Source organism: Bacillus sp. GW823-FHT06A11 (assembly GCF_058795355.1).
The window spans coordinates 1,109,800-1,132,776 of sequence record NZ_JBXAHS010000001.1 but is presented as its reverse complement, the minus strand read 5'-3'; the positions used below and the strand labels follow the sequence as shown (position 1 = coordinate 1,132,776).

Annotated in this window: 23 protein-coding genes; 16 read left to right on the top strand and 7 right to left on the bottom strand. The window is 35.0% G+C overall.

The window, feature by feature from the left end; genetic code table 11:
* Positions 1-21: 21 nt before the first annotated feature.
* The 5 genes from AC1Q8L_RS05665 to phaQ form a co-directional block, all read right to left on the bottom strand.
* Positions 22-1,341 carry a TrkH family potassium uptake protein gene (locus tag AC1Q8L_RS05665; protein WP_000822342.1) on the bottom strand — a complete coding sequence of 440 codons (1,320 nt, stop codon included), beginning with the start codon at positions 1,339-1,341 and terminating at the stop codon, positions 22-24.
* A 114-nt stretch (positions 1,342-1,455) separates the two neighbouring features.
* Positions 1,456-1,641 carry an alpha/beta-type small acid-soluble spore protein gene (locus AC1Q8L_RS05660; RefSeq protein ID WP_000241212.1) on the bottom strand — a complete coding sequence of 62 codons (186 nt, stop codon included), beginning with the start codon at positions 1,639-1,641 and terminating at the stop codon, positions 1,456-1,458.
* Positions 1,642-1,789: 148 nt separating this feature from the next.
* Positions 1,790-2,233, bottom strand: coding sequence for a MaoC family dehydratase (locus AC1Q8L_RS05655; protein WP_001067916.1), 444 nt, complete (start codon positions 2,231-2,233; stop codon positions 1,790-1,792).
* 101 nt (positions 2,234-2,334) lie between these two features.
* Positions 2,335-2,859, bottom strand: coding sequence for a polyhydroxyalkanoic acid inclusion protein PhaP (gene phaP, locus AC1Q8L_RS05650; protein ID WP_000448592.1), 525 nt, complete (start codon positions 2,857-2,859; stop codon positions 2,335-2,337).
* Between the two features lie 42 nt (positions 2,860-2,901).
* Entirely contained in the window at positions 2,902-3,354 is a 453-nt protein-coding gene (phaQ, locus tag AC1Q8L_RS05645) for a poly-beta-hydroxybutyrate-responsive repressor (RefSeq protein WP_000939954.1), read from the bottom strand.
* A 198-nt stretch (positions 3,355-3,552) separates the two neighbouring features.
* Between phaQ and phaR the strand changes: the two genes are divergently transcribed.
* The 5 genes from phaR to AC1Q8L_RS05620 all read left to right on the top strand — a co-directional run bounded on the left by phaR (position 3,553) and on the right by AC1Q8L_RS05620 (position 8,759).
* On the top strand, positions 3,553-4,035 hold the full coding sequence (gene phaR, locus AC1Q8L_RS05640) for a polyhydroxyalkanoic acid synthase subunit PhaR (protein ID WP_000566941.1): 483 nt from the start codon (positions 3,553-3,555) through the stop codon (positions 4,033-4,035).
* Positions 4,036-4,185: 150 nt separating this feature from the next.
* Positions 4,186-4,929: an acetoacetyl-CoA reductase gene (locus AC1Q8L_RS05635; RefSeq protein WP_000250407.1), complete on the top strand. Its 744-nt coding sequence runs from the start codon at positions 4,186-4,188 to the stop codon at positions 4,927-4,929.
* An 83-nt stretch (positions 4,930-5,012) separates the two neighbouring features.
* Entirely contained in the window at positions 5,013-6,098 is a 1,086-nt protein-coding gene (gene phaC, locus AC1Q8L_RS05630) for a class III poly(R)-hydroxyalkanoic acid synthase subunit PhaC (protein WP_000206336.1), read from the top strand.
* A gap of 94 nt (positions 6,099-6,192) precedes the next feature.
* Positions 6,193-7,386, top strand: coding sequence for an NAD(P)/FAD-dependent oxidoreductase (locus tag AC1Q8L_RS05625; protein ID WP_098311731.1), 1,194 nt, complete (start codon positions 6,193-6,195; stop codon positions 7,384-7,386).
* A 23-nt stretch (positions 7,387-7,409) separates the two neighbouring features.
* The gene (locus tag AC1Q8L_RS05620; protein WP_001204706.1) at positions 7,410-8,759 is read left to right on the top strand and encodes a TrkH family potassium uptake protein; all 1,350 of its coding nucleotides are present in this window, start codon (positions 7,410-7,412) and stop codon (positions 8,757-8,759) included.
* A 38-nt stretch (positions 8,760-8,797) separates the two neighbouring features.
* On the opposite strand, the gene AC1Q8L_RS05615 is transcribed toward AC1Q8L_RS05620, so the two are convergent.
* Entirely contained in the window at positions 8,798-9,133 is a 336-nt protein-coding gene (locus AC1Q8L_RS05615) for a DUF3905 domain-containing protein (protein ID WP_000726028.1), read from the bottom strand.
* 148 nt (positions 9,134-9,281) lie between these two features.
* On the opposite strand from AC1Q8L_RS05615, the gene ykzP reads away from it, so the two are divergent.
* The 11 genes from ykzP to cbpA all read left to right on the top strand — a co-directional run bounded on the left by ykzP (position 9,282) and on the right by cbpA (position 21,850).
* Positions 9,282-9,434 (top strand): protein YkzP, encoded by a 153-nt coding sequence (gene ykzP, locus AC1Q8L_RS05610; RefSeq protein WP_000240799.1) that lies wholly within the window; start codon positions 9,282-9,284, stop codon positions 9,432-9,434.
* A 228-nt stretch (positions 9,435-9,662) separates the two neighbouring features.
* Positions 9,663-10,739, top strand: a complete 1,077-nt coding sequence (locus AC1Q8L_RS05605) for a putative 2-aminoethylphosphonate ABC transporter substrate-binding protein (protein WP_000750893.1) — start codon at positions 9,663-9,665, stop codon at positions 10,737-10,739.
* 19 nt (positions 10,740-10,758) lie between these two features.
* Complete coding sequence (locus AC1Q8L_RS05600; RefSeq protein WP_000006196.1) at positions 10,759-11,760, top strand: putative 2-aminoethylphosphonate ABC transporter ATP-binding protein; 1,002 nt, start codon at positions 10,759-10,761, stop codon at positions 11,758-11,760.
* Positions 11,761-13,518, top strand: a complete 1,758-nt coding sequence (locus tag AC1Q8L_RS05595; protein ID WP_025118328.1) for a putative 2-aminoethylphosphonate ABC transporter permease subunit — start codon at positions 11,761-11,763, stop codon at positions 13,516-13,518. It abuts the gene before it with no gap.
* Positions 13,519-13,539: 21 nt separating this feature from the next.
* Positions 13,540-14,334, top strand: a complete 795-nt coding sequence (phnX, locus tag AC1Q8L_RS05590) for a phosphonoacetaldehyde hydrolase (RefSeq protein WP_000687381.1) — start codon at positions 13,540-13,542, stop codon at positions 14,332-14,334.
* A 15-nt stretch (positions 14,335-14,349) separates the two neighbouring features.
* The gene (phnW, locus tag AC1Q8L_RS05585) at positions 14,350-15,447 is read left to right on the top strand and encodes a 2-aminoethylphosphonate--pyruvate transaminase (RefSeq protein ID WP_001004781.1); all 1,098 of its coding nucleotides are present in this window, start codon (positions 14,350-14,352) and stop codon (positions 15,445-15,447) included.
* Positions 15,444-16,628, top strand: coding sequence for a saccharopine dehydrogenase family protein (locus AC1Q8L_RS05580; protein ID WP_025118330.1), 1,185 nt, complete (start codon positions 15,444-15,446; stop codon positions 16,626-16,628). Before phnW ends, AC1Q8L_RS05580 begins: the two co-directional genes overlap by 4 nt.
* Positions 16,629-16,668: 40 nt before the next feature.
* Positions 16,669-17,451 (top strand): DeoR/GlpR family DNA-binding transcription regulator, encoded by a 783-nt coding sequence (locus AC1Q8L_RS05575; protein ID WP_000117666.1) that lies wholly within the window; start codon positions 16,669-16,671, stop codon positions 17,449-17,451.
* Positions 17,452-17,871: 420 nt separating this feature from the next.
* Entirely contained in the window at positions 17,872-20,172 is a 2,301-nt protein-coding gene (locus AC1Q8L_RS05570; protein WP_492339424.1) for an NEAT domain-containing leucine-rich repeat protein, read from the top strand.
* Positions 20,173-20,470: 298 nt separating this feature from the next.
* On the top strand, positions 20,471-21,100 hold the full coding sequence (locus tag AC1Q8L_RS05565; RefSeq protein WP_000895987.1) for a class II aldolase/adducin family protein: 630 nt from the start codon (positions 20,471-20,473) through the stop codon (positions 21,098-21,100).
* 126 nt (positions 21,101-21,226) lie between these two features.
* Complete coding sequence (gene cbpA / locus AC1Q8L_RS05560; RefSeq protein ID WP_001264204.1) at positions 21,227-21,850, top strand: cyclic di-AMP binding protein CbpA; 624 nt, start codon at positions 21,227-21,229, stop codon at positions 21,848-21,850.
* Positions 21,851-22,010: 160 nt separating this feature from the next.
* Here the strand turns inward: cbpA and AC1Q8L_RS05555 are convergent, their stop codons facing one another.
* On the bottom strand, positions 22,011-22,781 hold the full coding sequence (locus AC1Q8L_RS05555; protein ID WP_098311729.1) for a divergent polysaccharide deacetylase family protein: 771 nt from the start codon (positions 22,779-22,781) through the stop codon (positions 22,011-22,013).
* Positions 22,782-22,977 lie beyond the last annotated feature (196 nt).

Below are 22,977 nucleotides of genomic sequence, written 5' to 3'. Positions count from 1 at the left end.
TATGGATAATTGATACGGTTGTCAACCTGTTAAAATATCTTCATTAGGATATTTTATTTTCCGGTTCTTTTTACGAGCAAATGAAAAAGCCAATGTTAAAGGCCCCATTTTGCCAAAAAACATCATAAAGATAATAATAGCTTTTCCGATTATAGTTAAGTGGGGTGTTAAGTTCATACTGAGGCCAACAGTCCCGAATGCTGAAAATACTTCGAAAGCACTCATCAATAGAGGAACTCGCTCAGTAATACTCAAAATTAAAATAGCAAAAAAGATAAATGAAATGGAAATAATAGTAATGGTTAATGATTTGACAATGAGAGTATCTTTAATGGATTTTTTAAATACGACAATATCCTCTTGTTCTTGTAAAAATTTAAATACGCCAAAAAATATGATTAAAAATGTTGTTAACTTAATCCCACCACCCGTTGAAGCACTACCAGCACCAATAAACATAAGGAGCATCATTAATAGGAGGGAAGGTTTTGACAATGTAGAAATATCAACAGTATTAAACCCGGCAGTTCGTGTTGAAATTGCTTGAAAATAAGAGGCCATTCCTTCTTCAAATGGGGTAAAACCTCTCATAGAAAGGGAGTTATGGAACTCGAATATAAAAATAAAAAGGGTAGCAATAATGTTGACGATTAGAGTAGAAGTGAGCATAAGTTTTGAATGTAGTGTAAGGTTTTTAAAGTTTTTCTTTCTTTTTATGTCTACAATTACTGTAAAACCAATTCCACCTAAAATGATTAGAGAGGAAATGACGAAATTGACAAGAATGCTATGAGAATGGGACATTAAATTATCGCTCCACACAGAAAAACCAGCATTGTTAAAGGCTGAGATTGAATGGAAAAAACTATAATAGATCCCTTTGGCAACCCCATATTTGGGTACCCATTCAAAAGAAAGAATTAAAGTAGCGATACATTCGACTGTAAAAGAGAATAAAAATAATGCTTTGGCAAGACGGATAACGCCGCCGATATTCGTTTGATTTAATGCTTGTTGTAATAAAATACGGTTTTGAAGACCGATTTTTCTTCCGAGCATAATAGCAATTAAGACCGCAAAGCTCATAATGCCAAGCCCGCCAACTTGTATAAGCGTTAAAATGACACATTGTCCAAATAAAGTAAACACTTTTCCAGTATCCACAACACCAAGCCCAGTAACAGTACAAGCGGAAACGGTTGTAAATAAGGCATCGAGCCATGAAATGGACGTTGTCGTAGCAATTGGCAGTTTTAATAAGCATGTGCCGACAACTGATAATACAATAAAAGATAAAGTAAGAACGCGGGGAGGGCTCATGCGAATATTAATCCGTTTCATGTCACATATTGCTCCTTTCGTTTTGCTTTGATTAGTATGTGAAAAAGCACTATTATGTATGTTGAAAATAGAAAGAGGCAGATAATATCTGCCTCTAAGCCATATGTTATATAATTATCCACGTAATTGTTGTTGAGCTAAAGCAACAAGACGTTTTGTTACTTCACCGCCAACTGAACCGTTAGAACGAGATGCTGTATTAGAACCTAAGCTTACACCAAATTCTTGTGCAATTTCATATTTAAATTGTTCAAGCGCTTGTTCTGCACCTGGAACTAATAATTTGTTTGTTTTTACCATGTTGATACACATCCTTATGAGTAGTCCAGTTCAGCTAAGTTCTTATCTAAACTGGTAACGTTATTTTATGTGGAAATGACATACTCATACGCGGAAGTAATCGGTGCGATTAGAAGTTCTTGGATAGAAAAAAAGAGTAGCAACTTTGCTACTCTTTTTTTAGTATTGTCGCTGTTCCTTCCACGACAATATCATCTGATTGATTATATATGTTTGTTTGCAACGTAATGATTTTTTTATCGTCACGCTTCTTAATAACCTCTGCCACAACGCGAAGTGTATCACCGATTTTGACAGGGGCACGGAATGAAACATTTTGGGATAAATAAATCGTATTTTTGCCTGGGAGTTTCGTTCCAAGGATGGTAGAAATAAAACTCGAAACGAGCATACCGTGAGCAATACGTTCTTTAAACATTGTCGTTTTTGCAAAAGAATCTAAAATGTGAATAGGATTCACATCTCCAGTCAATTTTGCAAAATTGATAACATCTTCATCTGTAATTGTTTTTGTAAGGGATGCTTGATCACCGACTTGAATCTCATCATAACGAAGCTCCGGAACAGTTTGTGCTTCTTGAAATGGATTCATTTTGTCCTCCTTCTTTTCCATATCGAAAAATGTTAGCCATCTTGATGTAGTAGGAGGAAGAAAGAGTTTTGTTTGTGCTGCAGTTAGCTCCCACATTTTTCTTACTTGATGGAAGTAAATAGATTTTTTGAGTTTTCCTCGAACTTTTTTGCGAGTTCCAACTGTTTTGACTTGAACTCTTCCAAAAAACCCTCTAACTGTTTTTGAGCCTCTTCACGTTGTAATTGTTGTTGCTCAATAAATTGTTTTGTTGTTTCTTCAAATTGACCGCTTGTTTGTGTAAGAATTGACAAAGATGTTTTTGTAGGAGAAACAGTAAGCTGCTGCATATGAGCAGAAAGTTCTTTCCACTTGTCTTGCCACTCGTTAATTTGATCATTTAAGGAGTTACCAGTTAATTGTTTCACGTAATCTGTATATTGGTTATTGAACTGAGCAGTGATTTGTTGTAGTTCTTTTTCTAGTTCATCTACTCCTGATGTTAATTTATGCAAAGCGTCTTGTTGTTGTTTTAATGTTTCTAAAGTAAGTTGCTCTAATTGTTTCCCAGCTGAAGAAAAAAGGGAAAGTGATTGAGACCAGTTTTTCCAAAATGCATCGACTAATTCGTATGGTTTAGTTTCCATTGTTTGACCCCCAAATGTTTTTTTACATATTGTGAACGCAGATTACTCTGCTGTACCACCAGGTGAAGATGAAGAATCCTTTTCATCCTTTTCTGGAGAAGTAGAAAATGGAAAGAATGCATTGGTGTATAACGTGAAAAACGTCCGCAACATATTTTGATAATGTTCAAAAGAAGTCGCACATGTTGTTAAATATTGCTCTCCATATTCAGTTAAAGAATAAATTCTTTTTGCCGGCCCTCCATCGCTTGTATCCCAAGTAGAAGAAATAAGGTTTTCTTTTTCTAATTTGCGTAGTGTTCTATAAACATTACCTTGGTCAACAGAAGAAAAGCCGATATCCATTAGCATTTGAATAAGTTTGTAACCATGAAGACTCCAGTCTTTTAGACAGAGAAGTAAGAAGGGAACTAAGAAGTTTTTTGGCATGGAGTTTGGTTGTTTCGCTTGGTTGTTCTCCAAACTTTCGCGTTGTTCTGGTTCATTTTGTAGCATGATTGTGCATCACCTCATGAATCAGTTAGATGGAATTTTTTGCTTATAAGTGCAATTTACACCTATCTGTTTTTAAAGTCAACACATTTGTTAGAAAATAGAAAAAAATAAAATATAGACTTGAAGTTTTATTCAGAATATTAGAAAATAGTGAATAGGTTGAATTGTTTCAAAAAAGAAAAAGGGAGTGTAGGTAAAGTGATTGATCAAAAATTCGATCCACTACAAGCATGGAAAAATGCTTATGAACAAACCGAAACATTTTGGGGAAAAGCGCTCAATGAAACAATTAAAACAGAAGAATATTCTGCTTGGATGGGCAGCGTTCTAGATTTGAATTTGTTTTATCAAAAAGCATTAAATGATACGACAAAAAACTATTTAGAACAAGTAAATGTGCCGACGAAAGAGGATATCGCAAGAGTGGCTACGCTTGTTATTAACTTAGAAAATAAAGTAGATAACATTGAGGAGTTTCTAGAGGAGAAAGTAGATTCTTTAGGACAAGCTCCTACATTAAAGCGTGATGTGACAAAAGTGAAACAAGATATTCGTACGCTTGAAACAAAAGTAGATCAAATTTTAGAATTGCTAGAAAAGCAAAATGCAGTACTAGCTAAACTACAAGTACCTGTAAAAGAAGAGATAAAGCCTGCGAATAAGCCGGAAAATAAAAAATGATAAAAGCGCTTGTTTATAACAGGCAAAAGAGAGAGGGAGAATCTCTTTTCACATGTAAACGGCGAAACATAATTATATAGGGACTCTACAGTATGAGTACCAAAATGATTCATAACAATCGTTCACAAATTCATTTAAGGGGGAAAAGAAATGGTTCAATTAAATGGAAAAGTAGCAATCGTAACAGGTGGAGCAAAAGGGATTGGAAAAGCAATTACAGTAGCGTTAGCACAAGAGGGCGCTAAAGTTGTTATTAACTATAATAGCAGTAAAGAAGCAGCTGAAAACTTAGTAAATGAACTAGGAAAAGACGGACATGACGTTTATGCAGTGCAAGCGGATGTTTCTAAAGTAGAAGATGCAAACCGACTTGTAGAAGAAGCTGTGAATCATTTTGGTAAAGTTGATATTCTTGTTAATAATGCTGGTATTACAAGAGATCGTACATTCAAAAAGTTAAATCGTGAAGATTGGGAGCGCGTAATTGACGTGAATTTAAGTAGCGTATTTAATACGACAAGCGCGGTTCTTCCATACATAACGGAAGCGGAAGAAGGAAGAATTATTAGCATTTCTTCTATTATTGGTCAAGCAGGTGGATTTGGCCAAACAAACTACTCAGCAGCAAAAGCGGGTATGTTAGGATTTACAAAATCATTAGCGTTAGAACTTGCAAAAACAAATGTCACTGTAAATGCAATTTGCCCAGGATTTATTGATACTGAAATGGTAGCAGAAGTGCCAGAAGAAGTACGTCAAAAAATCGTTGCAAAAATCCCGAAAAAACGTTTTGGTCAAGCTGATGAAATTGCAAAAGGTGTAGTATACCTATGCCGTGACGGTGCGTATATCACAGGTCAGCAATTAAACATTAACGGCGGATTATATATGTAATGAAGTAAGAAAAAAGTGCATATCCATAGCAGGAATGCACTTCTTTTTTTAAGAAGGAAATCGACCAAAAAGGAGATAAAAAAATGACTACATTCGCAACAGAATGGGAAAAGCAATTAGAGCTATACCCAGAAGAGTACCGAAAAGCATACCGCCGAGTGAAAAGGGCGAGTGAAATTTTATTACGTGAACCAGAGCCGCAAGTAGGATTAACGCCGAAAGAGGTTATTTGGACGAAGAATAAGACGAAGCTTTATCGCTACATTCCAAAACAAGAAAAAACACAAAGAGTTCCAATTCTGTTAATATATGCTCTTATCAATAAACCATATATTATGGATTTAACTCCTGGAAATAGTTTAGTGGAATATCTAGTGGATCGTGGTTTTGATGTGTATATGCTTGATTGGGGCACATTTGGTTTAGAAGATAGTCATTTGAAATTTGATGATTTCGTGTTTGATTATATTGCAAAAGCAGTAAAAAAAGTAATGCGAACTGCAAAATCGGACGAGATTTCTTTACTTGGTTATTGCATGGGTGGAACGCTAACTTCTATTTATGCAGCACTTCATCCGCACATGCCAATTCGTAATTTAATTTTCATGACAAGTCCTTTTGATTTCTCTGAAACAGGATTGTATGGTCCTTTGTTAGATGAGAAATACTTCAATTTAGATAAAGCGGTTGATACATTTGGAAATATTCCGCCAGAAATGATTGATTTCGGAAACAAAATGTTAAAACCAATTACGAACTTTGTCGGTCCATATGTTGCTTTAGTAGATCGTTCAGAGAATGAGCGCTTCGTCGAAAGCTGGAGATTGGTTCAAAAGTGGGTTGGTGATGGTATTCCGTTCCCAGGTGAATCATACAGACAGTGGATTCGTGATTTTTATCAAAATAATAAACTGGTTAAGGGTGAACTCGTTATTCGCGGACAAAAGGTAGACCTTGCAAATATTAAGGCGAATGTCTTAAATATTTCCGGGAAACGTGATCATATTGCTTTGCCATGTCAAGTAGAAGCATTACTAGACCATATTTCTAGCACAGATAAACAATATGTATGTTTACCGACAGGGCATATGTCTATCGTTTACGGTGGAACAGCTGTAAAACAAACATATCCGACGATTGGAAATTGGCTTGAAGAGCGTTCTAATTAAAAATAAAAAATCCAACTAGCCTATGTTAGTTGGATTTTTTTATGGAAAATAACAAAACATAGAAAGGAGAAACTTATATTTTAGGAGTATAATTATGAAACTTATGAATGGTAAGTTGTTTTGGAATACAGGAGTTTCTGTACCTTGTTATCCACTGTTAGAAAATGATATGATATGTGATGTGCTCGTAGTCGGAAGCGGCGAAGCTGGTGCTCATATAGCGCATTCGTTAGCGAAAATTGGCATGAGTGTTACGCTTATTGAAAAAAGAGCAATTGGGTGTGGTAGCACAGCTGCTAATACAGGTTTACTACAATTCCTTCATGATAAATCGTTAACCTCCCTTATCCATACATTTGGTAAAGAAAAAGGGGTACGAGCATATAAGCTTTGTTATGAAGCGCTAAGAACAATGGAAGAGGTTATACCGACTCTTGATATTGATCCCCATTTTATTCTGCGAAATAGTTTATATTATGCAAGTAAAAGTGAGGATGTCTCATTTTTACAAGAGGAATATAATACGTTACAGAATTATGGATTTCCAGTTGAATATTTTACAGAAGCTGATATTAAGAAACGTTATTCTTTTGCAAAACAAGCAGCGTTATATACGCAAGGTGATGCTGAGGTGAATCCGTATTTATTAGCGCATAGTTTTTTGCATAAAGCAAACCAAATAGGAGCTAATATATATGAACATACAGAGGCAATACATATAAAAAAACGCCAAAATGATTTAATTTGTTACACGAAAACAGGAAATCAAATTGTAGCAAAGAATATTATTATGGCGACAGGTTATGAAGCGCTTTTTGGAAAGAAAGAAAAAAATACAACAGTAGAAACTTCTTATGCAATTGTAACAAATGAAATAGATCAGTTTGAAGGCTGGCATGAGCGATCGTTAATTTGGGAAACGGAACGGCCTTACTTATATTTTCGAACGTATCGAAACCGCATTATTGTAGGCGGATTAGATGAAGCGATGCAAATTCAAACAATCGGTGATACGAAATTATTGCATAAGCGTGATATCCTTATTAATATTGTAAAAGAGATGTTCCCGCAGTATAAAAATATACAGGCAGACTACTATTGGGCAGCCGCATTTGGTGGTACTCATGATGGTCTCCCCATTTTAAAAGAAGACGAAAAGATACATAATTTGTTTTACGCATTGCCGTATGGAGGTAATGGAACTGTATATGGAATGGTCTTTGCCAAATTATTTGAACAGTTATTTACAAATAAAGAAAGGGAAGATTTTTCTTTATTTAATCGATAGAAAAAAGGTAGCGAAGTGATGGAATGAGAGATATAAAAAAGTTTTTACAAAAATTACGTCCAGTACAACTCATTGTTTTATTTTATTTATTAGCAGTAGTTGTATCGGTAATCTTGCTTAGTTTACCGTTTGTTACGAAACCTGGTGTGAAATGGACATTTATAGATGCCCTTTTTACATCGGTTAGTGCGGTAAGTGTTACGGGGCTGTCTGTTATTACGATTTCAGATACGTTTACTACAGCAGGAATTATTGTTTTAGCCCTTATTTTACAATTAGGCGGCTTAGGAATTATGGCGCTTGGTACATTTGTTTGGATCATTACGGGGAAAAAGATTGGTTTGCAAAGAAGAAGATTAATTATGGCAGACCATAATCAAGGAAATTTATCGGGTCTTGTAGAATTGATGCGTTCTATTTTAATTGTAATTATTTCGATAGAACTTATTGGAGCAATCCTATTAGGTACAAGATTTTTACTTTACTTTCCGACTTGGCAAGAAGCTTATTTTCACGGTTTCTTTGCAGCAGTTAGTGCGACTACGAACGGTGGATTTGATTTAACAGGACAATCGTTAATTCCGTATAAAAAAGATTATATTGTTCAAATGATTCATATGTTACTAATTATTTTAGGGGCGATTGGTTTCCCTGTGCTAATGGAAGTGAAGCAATTCCTTAGTAAAAGAGGACAACAATTATTTCGTTTTTCATTATTTACAAAATTGACGACAACAACATTTTTTGCACTCGTTGTTGTTGGTACAATTATGATTTTTTTACTGGAGAGAAATCACTTTTTAGTAGGAAAGTCATGGCATGAAACGGTATTTTATACATTATTCCAATCTGTGACGACGCGAAGTGGTGGACTTGCTACGATGGATATACGTGAATTGTCACAACCGACGCTTTTATTTATGAGTATATTAATGTTTATAGGGGCATCTCCAAGTTCGGTTGGGGGCGGAATACGTACAACTACATTTGCTGTTAGTATATTGTCACTATACACCTTTGCAAGGGGCGGTAGAACAGTTAGAGTCTTCAAACGTCAGCTACATGAAGAGGATGTACTAAAAGCATCTGTCGTTATGACGATGGGGATTTTGTTATGTGCTACTGCGCTATTCATTTTATCTATTACGGAAAATGTACCGCTTATGAGCTTAATTGTTGAAGTTTGTTCTGCTTTCGGAACGACGGGACTATCAACAGGTGTTACGCCTGATTTAACAACTGTTGGGAAACTTGTACTCATTGTGCTTATGTTTATCGGACGCGTTGGTATTTTAACATTTATTTTAGCTAGTGGTGGAAGGGAACAACCACCTCGCTATAAATACCCGAAAGAGCGGATTATTATTGGATAGTATGAAACCATTCTACCTACGTTAGGTAGAATGGTTTTTTAGTCGTTAATACCAAATTGTGGATGCATAAAAGCTTCATTTTTATTATCCACTTCGTTTTTTAGTAACTCTTGATTTTCTTCTGAAATCCACCCAATATCATTTGTCGGATGGATCCACTCATCGCCAGCCATAATGGCAGGATCTACTTCATCACTCCAATTGTTAAGCGGACTGTTCTCGGAATTATATTTACTGTCTCCAATTACAACATTATATTGATTCACAAAAGGTTGTTGCATCGTTTTTCCTGTTCCTTTAAAAGATGGAAAATTCATTTGATGCGGGAGCGTTTCGTCTAAAATTGGTGATTGAATCTTTTCTTTTTTCTTCAAAATTATCGCTCCTTTTTATAATGATTTCTTCATATGTAGTATTTCCATCTAACGCCCCTTATGTACTTGTTAACACTTGCCAGTAATAATTATTTTAAGTTGTTTCAAACTAGAGTAGAAAGTGATTTCTTGAGAGCAGGTGAATGTATTGGTAAAAAGAAAAGTGAAACAAAATGCGGCAATCAATAATAATAAAACTCCGAAAGAAAGCTTACCAGATGCAGAATTTGCATTAGAGTATGAAGGAGAAAATAGCGCAAAGTATGCTAATCGTAATTCAAAAAAAGGGAAACAAAAATGAGGCGTTTTTTACAAACGCCTCATTTTTTTGTGGGATTATAAAGGTTTTTTTAATTATTTGTAAATTTAGTGTTTTCTATTAGCAGAAAAATGCGAAAAAACATAGAAGTAGCAACGTATTACACAAAAACAAACAACAAACAAAAGATTAATGTTGGTTTAATACTGCTTTTACACTAGTTGTTTATATTTGAGTTGTACATAAGATTTGTAAAAGGAGAGAGAAACAGTGAAAAAAACAATCTTTAAAGCTGTAGCGACTGGAATGGTATTTTCGTTATTAATGGGGTGTGGTGCAAAGAAGGAAGAAAGTGCTGGAGCGAAAGTGAAAGATGACAAATTATCTGGATCATTAACTGTTTACACAGCAATTGAAGAAGAGCTTGTACCAATTTATCTTGATTCCTTTAAAAAGAAATATCCTGATGTGAAATTGAACATTGTACGTGATTCAACAGGAGTTATTACTGCGAAATTGCTAGCTGAAGGGAAAAATACACAAGCAGATGTTGTATGGGGAACTGCGGCATCAAGTCTATTAGCTTTAGATAAAAAAGATATGTTAAAAGGATACTCTCCAAAAGGAGCAGATCGTGTTCTTCCACAATTTAAAGATGATAAGCAACCTGAAAAATGGGTAGGAAATACTGCATTTATGACGGGGATTGCTGTAAATAAAGAAGAGTTAAAGAAGAAAAATTTACCGATGCCAGAATCATATGAAGATTTAACGAAACCAGAGTATAAAGGAACACTTGTTATGCCACATCCAGCATCATCTGGAACAGGATTTTTAACAGTTTCTGCATGGCTACAAATCATGGGTGAAGATAAAGGCTGGGATTACATGAAGAAACTTCATGATAATATGGCAAGTTATACGCATTCAGGATCAAAACCAGCGAAATTAGCAGGAGCAGGTGAATATCCAGTCGGTGTATCAATGGTTTATAGTGCTTTAAAAGAGAAACAAAAAGGTGCACCAGTTGAAGTTGTACTGCCGAAAGAAGGATTAGGGTGGGAAGTAGAAGCGAACGCACTTATTAAGAAAGATAATGCGAAAAATGATAAATTAGCACAAGCATTTTTAGATTGGGCAATTACTGATGATGTAATGAAGTTATACTTTGAGAAAAATGGATTTGCGACAATTAAAAATGATTATAAACTTCCAGAGGGATTCCCGAAAGATGTTACTGAAAAATTATATAAAAAGAATGACTTTAAATGGGCAGCAGAAAATCGTGACAAAATCTTAGAAAAATGGGAAAAAGAGTTTGGCCAAAAAGCAGAACCGAAAAAGTAAGTGAGTGGGAGAGAGAAAAATGAGCGAATATTTATCAATTCAACACATTCAAAAACAGTTTGATGCATTTACAGCGTTAAAAGATATTTCTTTTACTGTGAACAAAAATGAGTTTGTTTGTTTATTAGGCCCGAGTGGCTGTGGGAAAACGACGTTGCTTCGCATTTTAGCGGGACTAGAGGAACCAACGACTGGCAGTATAGCTGTGAATGGAAAAGATATTACAGCATTGCCTCCTGGAAAGAGAAACTTCGGAATGGTTTTCCAATCGTATGCTTTATTTCCGAATTTAACAGCACTTGAAAATATTGAATACGGCTTAAAGACAAAAAAATATGGGAAAGCAGAAGTGAAAGAGAAAGCGCTAGATGCGTTAAAACTTGTAGATTTGCTGAATGTAAAAGATAAATATCCTGCTCAAATGTCTGGTGGACAACAGCAGCGAGTAGCACTTGCACGTGCGCTCGCTCTGTCTCCAGATATTTTGTTACTCGATGAGCCGTTATCAGCTTTAGATGCAAAAGTGCGTGAAAAATTACGTAGGGAAATGCGTGATTTGCAAGAGAAAATAGGAATAACGACGATTATGGTAACGCATGATCAAGAAGAGGCATTAACGATGGCTGATAAAATTGTTGTAATGAATCATGCGGAAATTATGCAGATTGGAACACCAGAGGAGATTTATCAAAGACCAGCCAATCCGTTTGTGGCAGATTTTATTGGTTCTATTAATTTCTTTTCGAAAAATAACGAAGAACATGCAATTCGTCCTGAACATGTAACAATTGTACAAAAGGACGGTATTAAAACAGTTGTGGAAAGTATGGAATTTCGCGGATCTGTATATCGGACGGAAGTGCGAGTCGTAGAAGAAAACACACACCTTTATAATGAGAAAATTGTAGTGGATATATTAGCATCAGAAGTAGAAGCAACGGCTATTAGAAAAGGAAAGCCGATTCAAATCTCTTTCTCAGAAAATCATATGTTGTCATATGGAAAGAAGGTCATTGTATAGATGGAGATGTTAGAAAACTATAAGGTAGAAAGTACGAAAAAAAAGATTAAGAGAAGTATAGGGAAAGAGGAATGGATCCAAAGGCTCGTAATTATCGGTATGATTCTTTCCTTCCTTATCATACTTGTATTACCGCTATTACAACTATTTACACAAGCTTTTTATAATAAAGATGGAGTTTTCATTGGTTTAGCGAATTTCAGTAAATATTTCACAACACCAACTTTAGTTCAGTCTTTACAAAATACAGTATGGATTTCGGGCGCAACAACAATGATTTCAGTTGCAATCGCATTCGTTTACGCATATGCAATTGCCCGTACGAATGTTTTTGGAAAGCGCGTATTTCAGTATGTAGCGTTATTACCATTGTTTGCACCAACGATGATGCACGGTATAGCACTTACATATTTATTTGGTAATCAAGGGCTAGTAACGAAAGGAATGTTTGGTTTATTTGAAGGTATACAAATCCCTTTATATGGACCAATAGGAATTGTAATAGCTGAAGTTATGTATACATTTCCGCAAGCCTTTCTCATATTGCTAATTGCCTTTCAAGGATCTGATTATCGTTTATATGAAGCTTCTAATATGTTAGGAGCCAGTAAAACAAAGCAATTTTTCACGGTTACTTTACCTAGTGTAAAGTACGGATTAATTAGTGCAATGTTTGTTGTGTTTACACTTAGTTTTACTGATTTTGGGGCACCAAAAATTGTTGGTGGGCAATATAATGTGCTTGCTACTGACGTATACAAACAAGTAATTGGACAGCAAAATATGCCGATGGGTGCAACTGTCGGAATGATTTTATTAATCCCAGCTATATTCGCATTTGTAGTTGATCGTATTACGCAAAGAAAGCAGGCGAATTTCTTATCTTCAAAAGCAGTACCATACAGAATAATAGCTAATAAGAAAAGAGATGTAATCTCATTCATATATTGTAGTGTGATTACCCTTATGATCATTCTATTATTTGTTGCAGTTGGTATTGCTGCAAGTGTGAAAGTATGGCCATATAATATGAGTTTTACATTTGAGCATTTTAATTTTTCCAGTTTAACAGGAGATGGACTTGAAGCATTTAAAAATAGCGTAATTGTTTCAGCAGTTACAGCAGTTATTGGGGCGATCTTAACATTTGTATTCGCATATGCAATTGAGAAAATAGACCAGCTACAATTTTTTAGAAAAACAGGTTACTTTTTCTCTATAGTGCCGTTAGCGATACCAGGTTTAGTACTCGGATTAGGATATGTCTTTTTCTTTAGTCAACCAACGATTCAAATTCTTGGACTATCAGTAACGAATCCGTTTCATTCTTTATACGGAACAATCGCTGTATTAGTACTAGTAAATATCATTCATTTTTATTCTGTAACATTTGTCACGGCAACGACTGCCTTAAAGAAATTAGACCGGGAGTTTGAGCTTGTTTCGCAGTCGATGGATATTCCGTTTTATAAAACATTCTTCCGAGTAACAGTACCAATGTGTTTACCAGCAATTTTAGAAATGGTAATGTACTACTTCGTAAATTCAATGGTAACTGTATCGGCAGTTGTGTTCCTATATGCAGCTGATTTTAAACTAGCTGCCGTATCAATCGTAAATATGGATGATGCAGGAAATGTAGCGCCAGCAGCTGCAATGAGTGTACTTATTGTTGTTACAAATATTGTAGTGAGAGTTGTATATGAATGGGGAACGAAAGCACTTCGTAACCGAACTTCACAATGGCAAAAAAGATAAGTAAGAAGGGTGATGGACAGAATGAAAATTGAAGCAGTTATTTTTGATTGGGCAGGTACGACGGTTGATTACGGATGCTTTGCACCACTAGAAGTATTCATGAAGATTTTTCATAAACGCGGCGTTGAAATTACAGCAGAAGAAGCACGTAAGCCAATGGGATTATTAAAAATAGATCATGTAAGGGCACTAACAGAAATGCCTCGTATTGCGGATGAGTGGAAGCGTGTCTTTGGTCACTTACCAACAGAAGCAGACATTCATGAGATGTATGAAGAGTTTGAAGAAATTCTCTTTTCTATTTTGCCAAATTATGCTAAGCCGATTGATGGGGTAAAAGAAGTAATCGCTTCTTTACGTAAGAGAGGCATTAAAATCGGTTCAACAACTGGTTATACGAGAGAAATGATGGATATTGTAGCAAAGGAAGCAGCGTTACAAGGATATAAACCTGATTTTCTTGTTACGCCAGATGATGTTCCAGCAGGCCGCCCATACCCATGGATGTGCTATAAAAATGCAATGGAACTTGGTGTGTATCCGATGAACCATATGATAAAAGTAGGGGACACAGTATCAGATATGAAAGAAGGTAGAAATGCTGGAATGTGGACAGTTGGTGTAATTCTTGGAAGTAGTGAGCTCGGTTTAACGGAAGAGGAAGTGGAGAGTATGGATTCGGTAGAGCTTCGTGAAAAAATAGAAATAGTTCGTAATCGGTTTGTTGAAAATGGGGCTCATTTTACGATTGAAACGATGCAGGAGCTCGAAAACGTAATGGAACATATCGAGAAACAAGAACTTATTATTTCATAAAAGGGGTACGGGATCATGAATGAAAATCACTACTTATTATTAACACCAGGACCATTAACGACAACAAAATCAGTAAAAGAAGTTATGCTATACGATTGGTGTACGTGGGATGTTGAATATAATACGATGGTGCAAGAAGTAAGAGCTAAACTTGTATCGTTAGCGACGAAGGAAGAAGAGAAATATACAACAGTGTTAATGCAAGGAAGCGGTACGTTTTCAGTTGAAGCAGTAATTGGTTCTGTTATTCCGGGAAATGGGAAGCTTCTCGTTTGTACAAATGGTGCGTACGGTAAGCGCATTGTACAAATGGCAGAGATGTTACAGATTGATGTAGTGGTCAGCCAAACAGAAGAGTGGGAACCTACTAATATTGTAGAAGTAGAAAAGTTATTGGAAGAAGATAAAGATATTACGCATATTGCAGTTGTTCATTGTGAAACAACGACAGGCATTATAAATCCAATTGTAGATGTATGTAAATTAGGAAAGCAGTATGGAAAGGTTACAATTGTTGATGCGATGAGTAGTTTCGGCGGGATTGAAATAGACATTGCTGATTTACAAATTGATTTTTTAATTAGTAGTGCGAATAAGTGTATTCAAGGGGTTCCTGGATTCGGATTTGTAATCGCAAAACGTGATGAATTATTGAAGTGTAAAGGGCAAGGACGCTCTTTATCTCTTGATTTATATGATCAATGGGAAACGATGGAAAAACAAAATGGGAAATGGCGTTTTACTTCACCTACACATGTTGTACATGCTTTTTATCAAGCACTACTTGAACTAGAAAAAGAGGGTGGAGTAAGAGCGCGTTACAATCGATATTACAACAATCAAAAACTACTAGTGAATAGAATGGGAGAAATCGGATTTAAGCCACTAGTAGATGAGAAATATCAATCTCCTATTATTACATCTTTCATTTATCCAAAAGGGGAGTTCGAGTTTCAACAGTTATATAACGAATTAAAATGCTATGGATTTGTTATTTACCCTGGGAAAATTTCGAAAGTAGATACGTTCCGGATTGGAAATATAGGTGATGTACATGAAGAAGATATTAATCGCTTAGTTGATAGTATTGCTAAAGGAGCTGTTATTGGGTGAAAGTATTTTGTTTAGGTGGAGCAGGTAAAATTTGTCGTGAAGCTATTTTGGATTTAGTTCAATTTTCATCTTTTGAGACGATTACTGTAGCCGATTTTAACGAGGAAGAGGGCTGTAAAGTAGTAGAATGGCTCAACGATCCTCGTGTTGATTTTGTAAAAGTAGATGTAACGAATCACGAGGATACGGTTGCAAAAATGAAAGGTTACGACATTGTAATGGACGGTACGACGATAAAGCTAAACGGATTGTCGACTCGCTGTATTGCAGAAGCAGGCTGCCACGGTGTGAACCTAAATGGATTTGGTGAAGAAAATGAATCGCATGCTATATTTGTTCAAAATGAAAAAACATGTTTGCCTGGGTTTGGCATGACGCCAGGTGTAACGCAAATGATGGCAATGCATGCAGCAAATCAACTGGATACTGTAGAGTCTGTCCGCGTAAGTCACGGTTCGTATCGTCCGATTGCTTTTTCTGCTTCAATTACAGAGACAACGACATATGAATATGATCCAGATTTACCATCGCGTACAGTGTATGAAGATGGTGAATTTAAACAAGTACTTCCGTTTGCGCGTCCGAGAGAAATAGAATTGCCAGCGCCTTATGGTAAGGAAACGCAGTATATCATTCCGCATTCTGAAACGATTACGTTAGCAAAGGCACTAGAAAATAAAGGTGTCAAACTGATAGAGACGAGAGGGACTTGGCCGAAGCAAAATATGCAACTTGTACGTGCTTTATATGATTACGGCATATTGCGTAATGATCAGATTGAAATAAACGGGAAAGAAATAGGCATTATGGATTGTATTTCGCAGTATTTATTGCAATCGAAAGAAGGACAAGAAACAGAGCTTTATGGTTATGCACTTCATGTAGAAGTAATAGGTATGAAAAATAATGAGAAGCAAAGACATGTGTTATATCATACACATCCGTTATCTGATGGTTCTGTTGTAGGATGGGAAAAATTAAGGGCGTATACGAGAAACGTCGGTATTCCATTTGGGATTGCTGCAGAGTTAATTGCAACTGGAAATGTAAATAGGGTGGGTGTTGTTACGCCTGAAGAAGCTTTTGAAAATCCACAATTAATTTTTGATGAACTAGCAAAGCGCGGTATTCATATTCATGAAGAAGTTTCTACTTACAAAGAAAATTATAACTTTGTATAAGCAAGGAAGCTTATGAGGGAGATATAAATGAGGTGAATCTATGTCTGTAGTAGGAGAAGAAAGAAAGCGAACCATTCTTGAAAAGGTAGAATTTAAAGGAAAAGTAAAGGTTTCAGAATTAGCGAGAGAATTTGCTGTATCAACAGAAACGATTCGTCGATATTTAGAAGAATTAGATCGTGAAAAGAAGCTGAAAAAAGTGTATGGTGGAGCTGTTCAACTTCCAGGCGCTGGGGTAGAGGCGCCAATGTTAGAAAGAGAAATGCTACATATAGAAGAGAAGAAAAGAATTGGTTATAAAGCAGCGACATTTGTAGAAGATGGTGATGTCATTGCAATTGATGATGGAAGTACACCGCTTCAAATGGTTCCATACCTTGTTCATCGTAAAAACTTAACGATTGTAACAAGTTCATTTCCAGTCGCAACACAATTAATTTCTTCTATTAATAAAAAGATGTTTCACGGTGAAGTTTTATTTATAGGTGGAAAAGTATCTCCAAAGCATTCGCGTGTATCAGGGTCTATTTCTCAGCAAGTAATACAGCAATTCCATTTTCATAAAGCGTTCGTTTCGATTGATGGGTTATTACCTAGCTTTGGAGTTTCCAGCTTTGAATTAGAGAAAGCGAAATTGTCAGAGGCGATGATGAAATTAGCTGAGAAAACATATATTTTATGTGATCATACGAAGGTAGGCGTGAAAGGGAATTATCGTATAGCAGCATTTTCACGTATTCAACATGTAATTTGTGATAAAAAAATGCCATATAGTTTTGAAGAAGAACTTATGAAGCATAATATTCAGTGGACAGTTTGTTAAATAAAGTGAAAGTACCTAAACTCCCGCCTAATTTTTAGGAGGGAGTTTTATTGTCTGCAAATCGTAAAATAAAAGATTTGCATTTATGCAAAAAGTGGACACATTTTCTCATCTCTTTCATATAATTTACCAATACAAAAAAAGTTGGTCGAAGGAAAGAAGGGAGAACATGTCAGAACGAATATATAATAAACTTGTATTGTACGCGAATATTTTGCAAAAAATTGGTGTCATCAATGAGAAGGAAAAAAGTGAAATTCTTCATACGATAGGTAAAAAAGCCCTTTGAATAAAGGGCTTTTTATTTTTTATCTTTAAAAATATAAATTTAATGTAATATTCTCATTGACAATGATAATGATATTCATTATCATTTATTTGTAGGTAATTGATAAGGGTTATCAATTATAAAAATTGTATATGATAGGGGATATTATTTTGAAAAAAAATTATATGAAGGCGCTAGTAGTAGCGACAACATTAGCAATTCCATTTGCTACGTATTCTACTCCAGCATTAGCGGCATTAAAAGTTGAAGCAAATCAATCGGTAGCAGCAGCGAGTGATCGCACGTATGATACTGAAATTAAAATATATAAGGACCAAAAAGACGAGCCATCTATGGTTTCTCAATATATAAAAGATCCTAAAGTAACGATTGCAGCTGGTAAAAAAATTGTCACTGTAACAATGCAAGATAGCGATTATTTTCAATATCTTAGAATAGAAGATAGAAACCAGCCTGGTGTATTTCATGATGTGAAGGTTTTGTCAGAAGATAAGAGGAAGAACGGAACGAAAGTAGTCCAATTTGAAATTGGCGAGTTTGAGAAGAAGCACAATATGCAAATGCATATACTTATTCCAGCTATTGGATATGATCACAAATATCAAGTTCAATTTGAAATTAAAGATCCAACTGTAGGTAACAAAGAAACAGAGAAACCAGATGATAACTCTAATTCAGGCAATACGGAAACGGATAATCCAGTTGATAATCAAAATATGATAACAGATAACAAATTAAGAGAACTTGTGAATAAAAAAGTATTTAATAGAAAAGATTTAAATACACCAATTACGAAAGAAGAGTTATTACAAGTAAAGGATTTATTTTTAAATACAAATGAGATACTTGATTATAGTGCATTAAAATATATGCCAAATTTAAAATCTTTAACAGTTGCGAATGCGAAGATAAAAGACCCGTCGTTCTTTGCGAACTTAAAGCAATTAAATCATTTAGCTTTGCGTGGTAATGAATTTGCAGATGTAACGCCACTTGTTAAGATGGATAATTTAGAATCTCTTGATTTAAGTAATAATAAAATTACAAACGTTACACCACTAACTGAAATGAAAAATGTAAAAAGTTTATATCTATCAGGCAACCAAATAGAAGATGTAACAGCATTAGCGAAAATGGAACAACTAGATTACTTGAATTTAGCAAATAATAAAATTACGAACGTTGCTCCATTAAGCGCTTTGAAAAATGTAACATACTTAACCTTAGCAGGTAATCAAATTGAAGATATTAAAGCGTTATATTCATTACCTTTAACAGACTTAGTATTAACACGTAATAAAGTTAAAGATTTATCCGGCATTGAGCAAATGAAGCAATTAGAAGAATTGTGGATCGGGAAAAATGAAATAAAAGATGTTACTCCTCTAAGTAAGATGACACAGTTAAAACAATTACACTTACCTAACAATGAGTTAAAGGATATTACGCCATTATCAAGTCTAGTAAACTTACAAAAGCTTGATTTAGAAGCGAATTATATTTCAGACTTATCACCAGTGAGCAATTTGAAAAAATTAGTATTTCTAAGTTTTGTTGCAAATGAAATCCGTGATGTCCGACCAGTTATAGAACTAAGTAAGACGGCTTATATTAATGTCCAAAATCAAAAAGTATTTTTAGAGGAAACAGAAGTAAATAAAGAAGTAAAAGTACCTATATATGAAAAAGATGGTGAGGTTTCTACGAAAATCCGTCTGAAGAGCGATAACGGTACATATAGTAATGGTGTAGTGAAATGGAGTACACCAGGTGAGAAAGTATATGAATTTGGTGTGAAAGATCCATTCGCGGATACAGGAATCTTCTTTACAGGATCTGTTATTCAAAATGTAGTAGAAAGTAAAGACGGTAATACATCTAAAGAAGATGAGAAACCAGAAGTGGTAGAATTTAAAGATGTACCAAAAGGACATTGGTCAGAAGAAGCAATTAATTACTTAGCGAAAGAAAAGTTATTTATAGGCTATGGAAATGGTGAATTTGGATTTGGGGATAACATTACTCGTGGACAAGTAGCACTTCTAATACAAAGGTACTTAAAATTAGAAAATAATCTAAAACCAAAAACGACATTTACAGATACGAAAGGAAATATGTATGAAACGGCTATTGATGCAGTAGTTCAAGCTGGTATTATGACAGGGTATGGAAATGATACATTCCGTCCAGATGGAGTATTAACTCGATATGAAATGTCAGTAGTACTACAAAGAGTATTTCAGTTAAAAGAAAATGAAAATAGTGCAGAGAACTTTAAAGATATACCAAATGGCCATTGGGCGAAAGGATATGTGAAAGCTTTAGTAGATAATAAAATATCAAAAGGTGACGGGGAAGGGAACTTTTTAGGAGATAATTTCGTAACACGTGAACAATACGCACAGTTTTTATATAATGCAATAAAGAAATAAGGTGAAACTTTAATCAGTGGGGGTCTTACTGTCCGGCAAATAGCGGGATAAAAAATGAGGGAAATAAGCTATTCTTTAATTAAAGAATAGCTTATTTTTTTATGTGCAAAATGAAATAGGCAATAGATAGAAGTATAGACATATGAATAGCCTATTTTAAAGAAGAACCACGAAACTATATTGACAAAAAAGCGTTCTCATGTGATAATTCAATTAAATTTTTAGAATAATCAAAAAATATTCCTTTTACATAGAAAGGATTCGAACCTTATATGAATATTATGCCGGGGGTGACGAAATGTTATTTTTTCTGAAGAAATGGAATGAATTAAAAGATGTGAAATCTGAATTGGCACTTCGTGATTGGTTTTATGGTACCAAAATTAGTTTATCGCTATGTACGTCAAAAGAGCCGTTAACATTCTTAGTAAATATTGAGGGAAGAGATAAAGGGCTATTTTCGGAAGAAGATTTTATTGTCGTAAATTGCATGTGCGAGTCAGTATTTGAAAATGAAGAAAAACCAGCTGCAGAGTCATTTATGCATGCAGATATTTATAAAAAAAGTAGTGCAGGATGTATTTTACAAGTGCAGACTGTAGATAGTCATTTAATATCAGAGTTATATGGAGAAGAAGGAGAAGTAACGTTCGATAAACGCAGTGTGGAGCGTGTTTTCGGAAAAGAAGGTATAACAGAAATGACAATTCCAATTGTAGAAGATGAAAAAAAATTCGCTGATTTATTAGAAAGTAATGTTCCGAATTTCATTGAAGGTGGAGGAGTAGTTCTTGTTCATAATTATGGCATGATTGTGTGGGGGAAAACGCCAGAAGAATCGAAAAAATGGCTAGAGGGTATAGAATATTTAATGAACTATCATGTAAAGTTATTAATGATTAAGGGCGCAAGGAGCTCTGTTATATAAAAATGTATGTGATATGGATACAAGTTAATAAATAAATGAAAGCGTTTTAAAAATAATTTCACTCATAAAATATAGGTCTCCTTATTATATATAGATTACATGTTGACATGTAAGGAGGAACATATTTTGCGAGTTAAATATCATTTTCTGCCAAAGCAGCAAGTAACATTTTGCAAAATAAATGATTCTGGTGAAGAGGCACTGCAAATGATGAACGAAACGGGATTTCGAGCCATCCCGGTATTAGCAGAAGATGAGAAGAAATTCACGGGGATTATTTATAAAGTAGATTTATTAGAAAAAAAATGCAATAGCGGATTAGATCATGTAAGTGCAGGAGATATGCTTGACAATTCCGATGCATTTATTTTTGAAAAGGATTCCTTCTTCAGAGCCTTTTATGTAATTCGTCGGCTTCCGTTTTTAGCCGTGCTAAATGATTATAATGAATTTGTCGGTATGTTAACGCATTCGAATATATTTGATGTTATTGAAGATTCATTTGGTATGCGAACAGGTGGTTATATATTAACAATTGCAACACAAGATTGTAAGGGGACGATTAAAGAGCTTGGGACATTGTTAAAAGCATATAATATCGGTGGTTTGTTTACACTCGATAACGGTGATCAATATATCCGTCGGGTTATTGTAAATATATCAGATGAGTTAGATGAAACAAGATTAAAGCAATTAATCGGAAAAATAGAGAAAAAAGGATTCAGAGTGAGTCATGTAGATTATATTTAAGTTAAAAAGAAAAGTACCTATCTGTTATATACAGATAGGTACTTTTTTGTCCCGTTATTTGTGGGCGGTAAGATCCCCACCTCAAAATTCAGTGAAAGCAATGGGGGGCTTCCCGTAAAAGCCCGATTGGTGAGGGCTGGTTATATGTGAGTAATGAACTTTATTTTGAAACAGGAGGCGGGGATAATGCTAGATCAGATAAAAAAATAAAGTCTGCATGCTCACGAATTTTAGGGATAGAAGTTTCAATAACGCGTGATGTAATTTCACCTGGGGGGCCCACATGCCCGATAGCTACCATAATAGGCTTTTCTTGAATTTTTTTGATGAGTAATTGGGCTTGTTTTGAAATATGTCCTGCTGTATACACATCATCAAAAAATAGTTGGTTTTCAATAATAGGAACTCCTAATTCTTTTCCGATTTTTGGGACGACACTATTAGGATTCGTTTTACTATCTAAGTAAAATAAACCGTGTTTTTTACAAGCAGCAAGTATAAGGCGAACAATTCTTTCATCTGCTGTTACTTTTGACCCCATATGATTGTTCATTCCAATTGCATGCGGAACTTCTTGAATTGCTTGTTCAAGTCGGTTGTTTATTTCTTCATCGCTTAAATCGGTTGTAATGGCTTTTGGTCCAAGCCATTCTTTTTTACCTTTAATAGGTTCCATTGGCATATGTATAATAACTTCATGACCTTTTTTATGGGCAGCTATTGCATCTTCTTTTGTGGAAGGAAGAAAAGGCATAACAGCAACAGTTAGTGGAATTGGAAGTGACAACATTTGATTAGTCCCCTTCATATTATTGCCGAAATCATCAATGACAATAGCAACTTTATTCGTATGAGCAGTTGCTTGAATAGGAAATAAGAAGGACGGTAAAAACAAAACAATGATGAATAATACAATCGTATATTTTCGCATATAAATATTTCCTTTCTCTTGTTATCCCGCTATTTGTGGGTAGTAAGACTCCCACCTCAACATTGGGCTGGATAGGTGGGAGATTCACTGTCAATAAACGCTCGATTGGTGAATGCTAATAATCAGTGGGGCTGAACAAAAAACACTGATGAAAGTTTCACTTTATCAATCATCATTATGTTTTGCTTTTTTATAT

What these genes read in the sequence shown, in the direction of transcription:
- AC1Q8L_RS05665 (WP_000822342.1), bottom strand. Translation starts at nt 1,341, where the DNA reads ATGAAACGGATTAATATTCGCATGAGCCCTCCCCGCGTTCTTACTTTA.
- AC1Q8L_RS05660 (WP_000241212.1), bottom strand. Translation starts at nt 1,641, where the DNA reads ATGGTAAAAACAAACAAATTATTAGTTCCAGGTGCAGAACAAGCGCTT.
- AC1Q8L_RS05655 (WP_001067916.1), bottom strand. Translation starts at nt 2,233, where the DNA reads ATGAATCCATTTCAAGAAGCACAAACTGTTCCGGAGCTTCGTTATGAT.
- phaP (WP_000448592.1), bottom strand. Translation starts at nt 2,859, where the DNA reads ATGGAAACTAAACCATACGAATTAGTCGATGCATTTTGGAAAAACTGG.
- phaQ (WP_000939954.1), bottom strand. Translation starts at nt 3,354, where the DNA reads ATGCTACAAAATGAACCAGAACAACGCGAAAGTTTGGAGAACAACCAA.
- AC1Q8L_RS05635 (WP_000250407.1), top strand. Translation starts at nt 4,186, where the DNA reads ATGGTTCAATTAAATGGAAAAGTAGCAATCGTAACAGGTGGAGCAAAA.
- phaC (WP_000206336.1), top strand. Translation starts at nt 5,013, where the DNA reads ATGACTACATTCGCAACAGAATGGGAAAAGCAATTAGAGCTATACCCA.
- AC1Q8L_RS05625 (WP_098311731.1), top strand. Translation starts at nt 6,193, where the DNA reads ATGAAACTTATGAATGGTAAGTTGTTTTGGAATACAGGAGTTTCTGTA.
- AC1Q8L_RS05620 (WP_001204706.1), top strand. Translation starts at nt 7,410, where the DNA reads ATGAGAGATATAAAAAAGTTTTTACAAAAATTACGTCCAGTACAACTC.
- AC1Q8L_RS05600 (WP_000006196.1), top strand. Translation starts at nt 10,759, where the DNA reads ATGAGCGAATATTTATCAATTCAACACATTCAAAAACAGTTTGATGCA.
- AC1Q8L_RS05595 (WP_025118328.1), top strand. Translation starts at nt 11,761, where the DNA reads ATGGAGATGTTAGAAAACTATAAGGTAGAAAGTACGAAAAAAAAGATT.
- phnX (WP_000687381.1), top strand. Translation starts at nt 13,540, where the DNA reads ATGAAAATTGAAGCAGTTATTTTTGATTGGGCAGGTACGACGGTTGAT.
- phnW (WP_001004781.1), top strand. Translation starts at nt 14,350, where the DNA reads ATGAATGAAAATCACTACTTATTATTAACACCAGGACCATTAACGACA.
- AC1Q8L_RS05575 (WP_000117666.1), top strand. Translation starts at nt 16,669, where the DNA reads ATGTCTGTAGTAGGAGAAGAAAGAAAGCGAACCATTCTTGAAAAGGTA.
- AC1Q8L_RS05570 (WP_492339424.1), top strand. Translation starts at nt 17,872, where the DNA reads ATGATAGGGGATATTATTTTGAAAAAAAATTATATGAAGGCGCTAGTA.
- AC1Q8L_RS05565 (WP_000895987.1), top strand. Translation starts at nt 20,471, where the DNA reads ATGTTATTTTTTCTGAAGAAATGGAATGAATTAAAAGATGTGAAATCT.
- AC1Q8L_RS05555 (WP_098311729.1), bottom strand. Translation starts at nt 22,781, where the DNA reads ATGCGAAAATATACGATTGTATTATTCATCATTGTTTTGTTTTTACCG.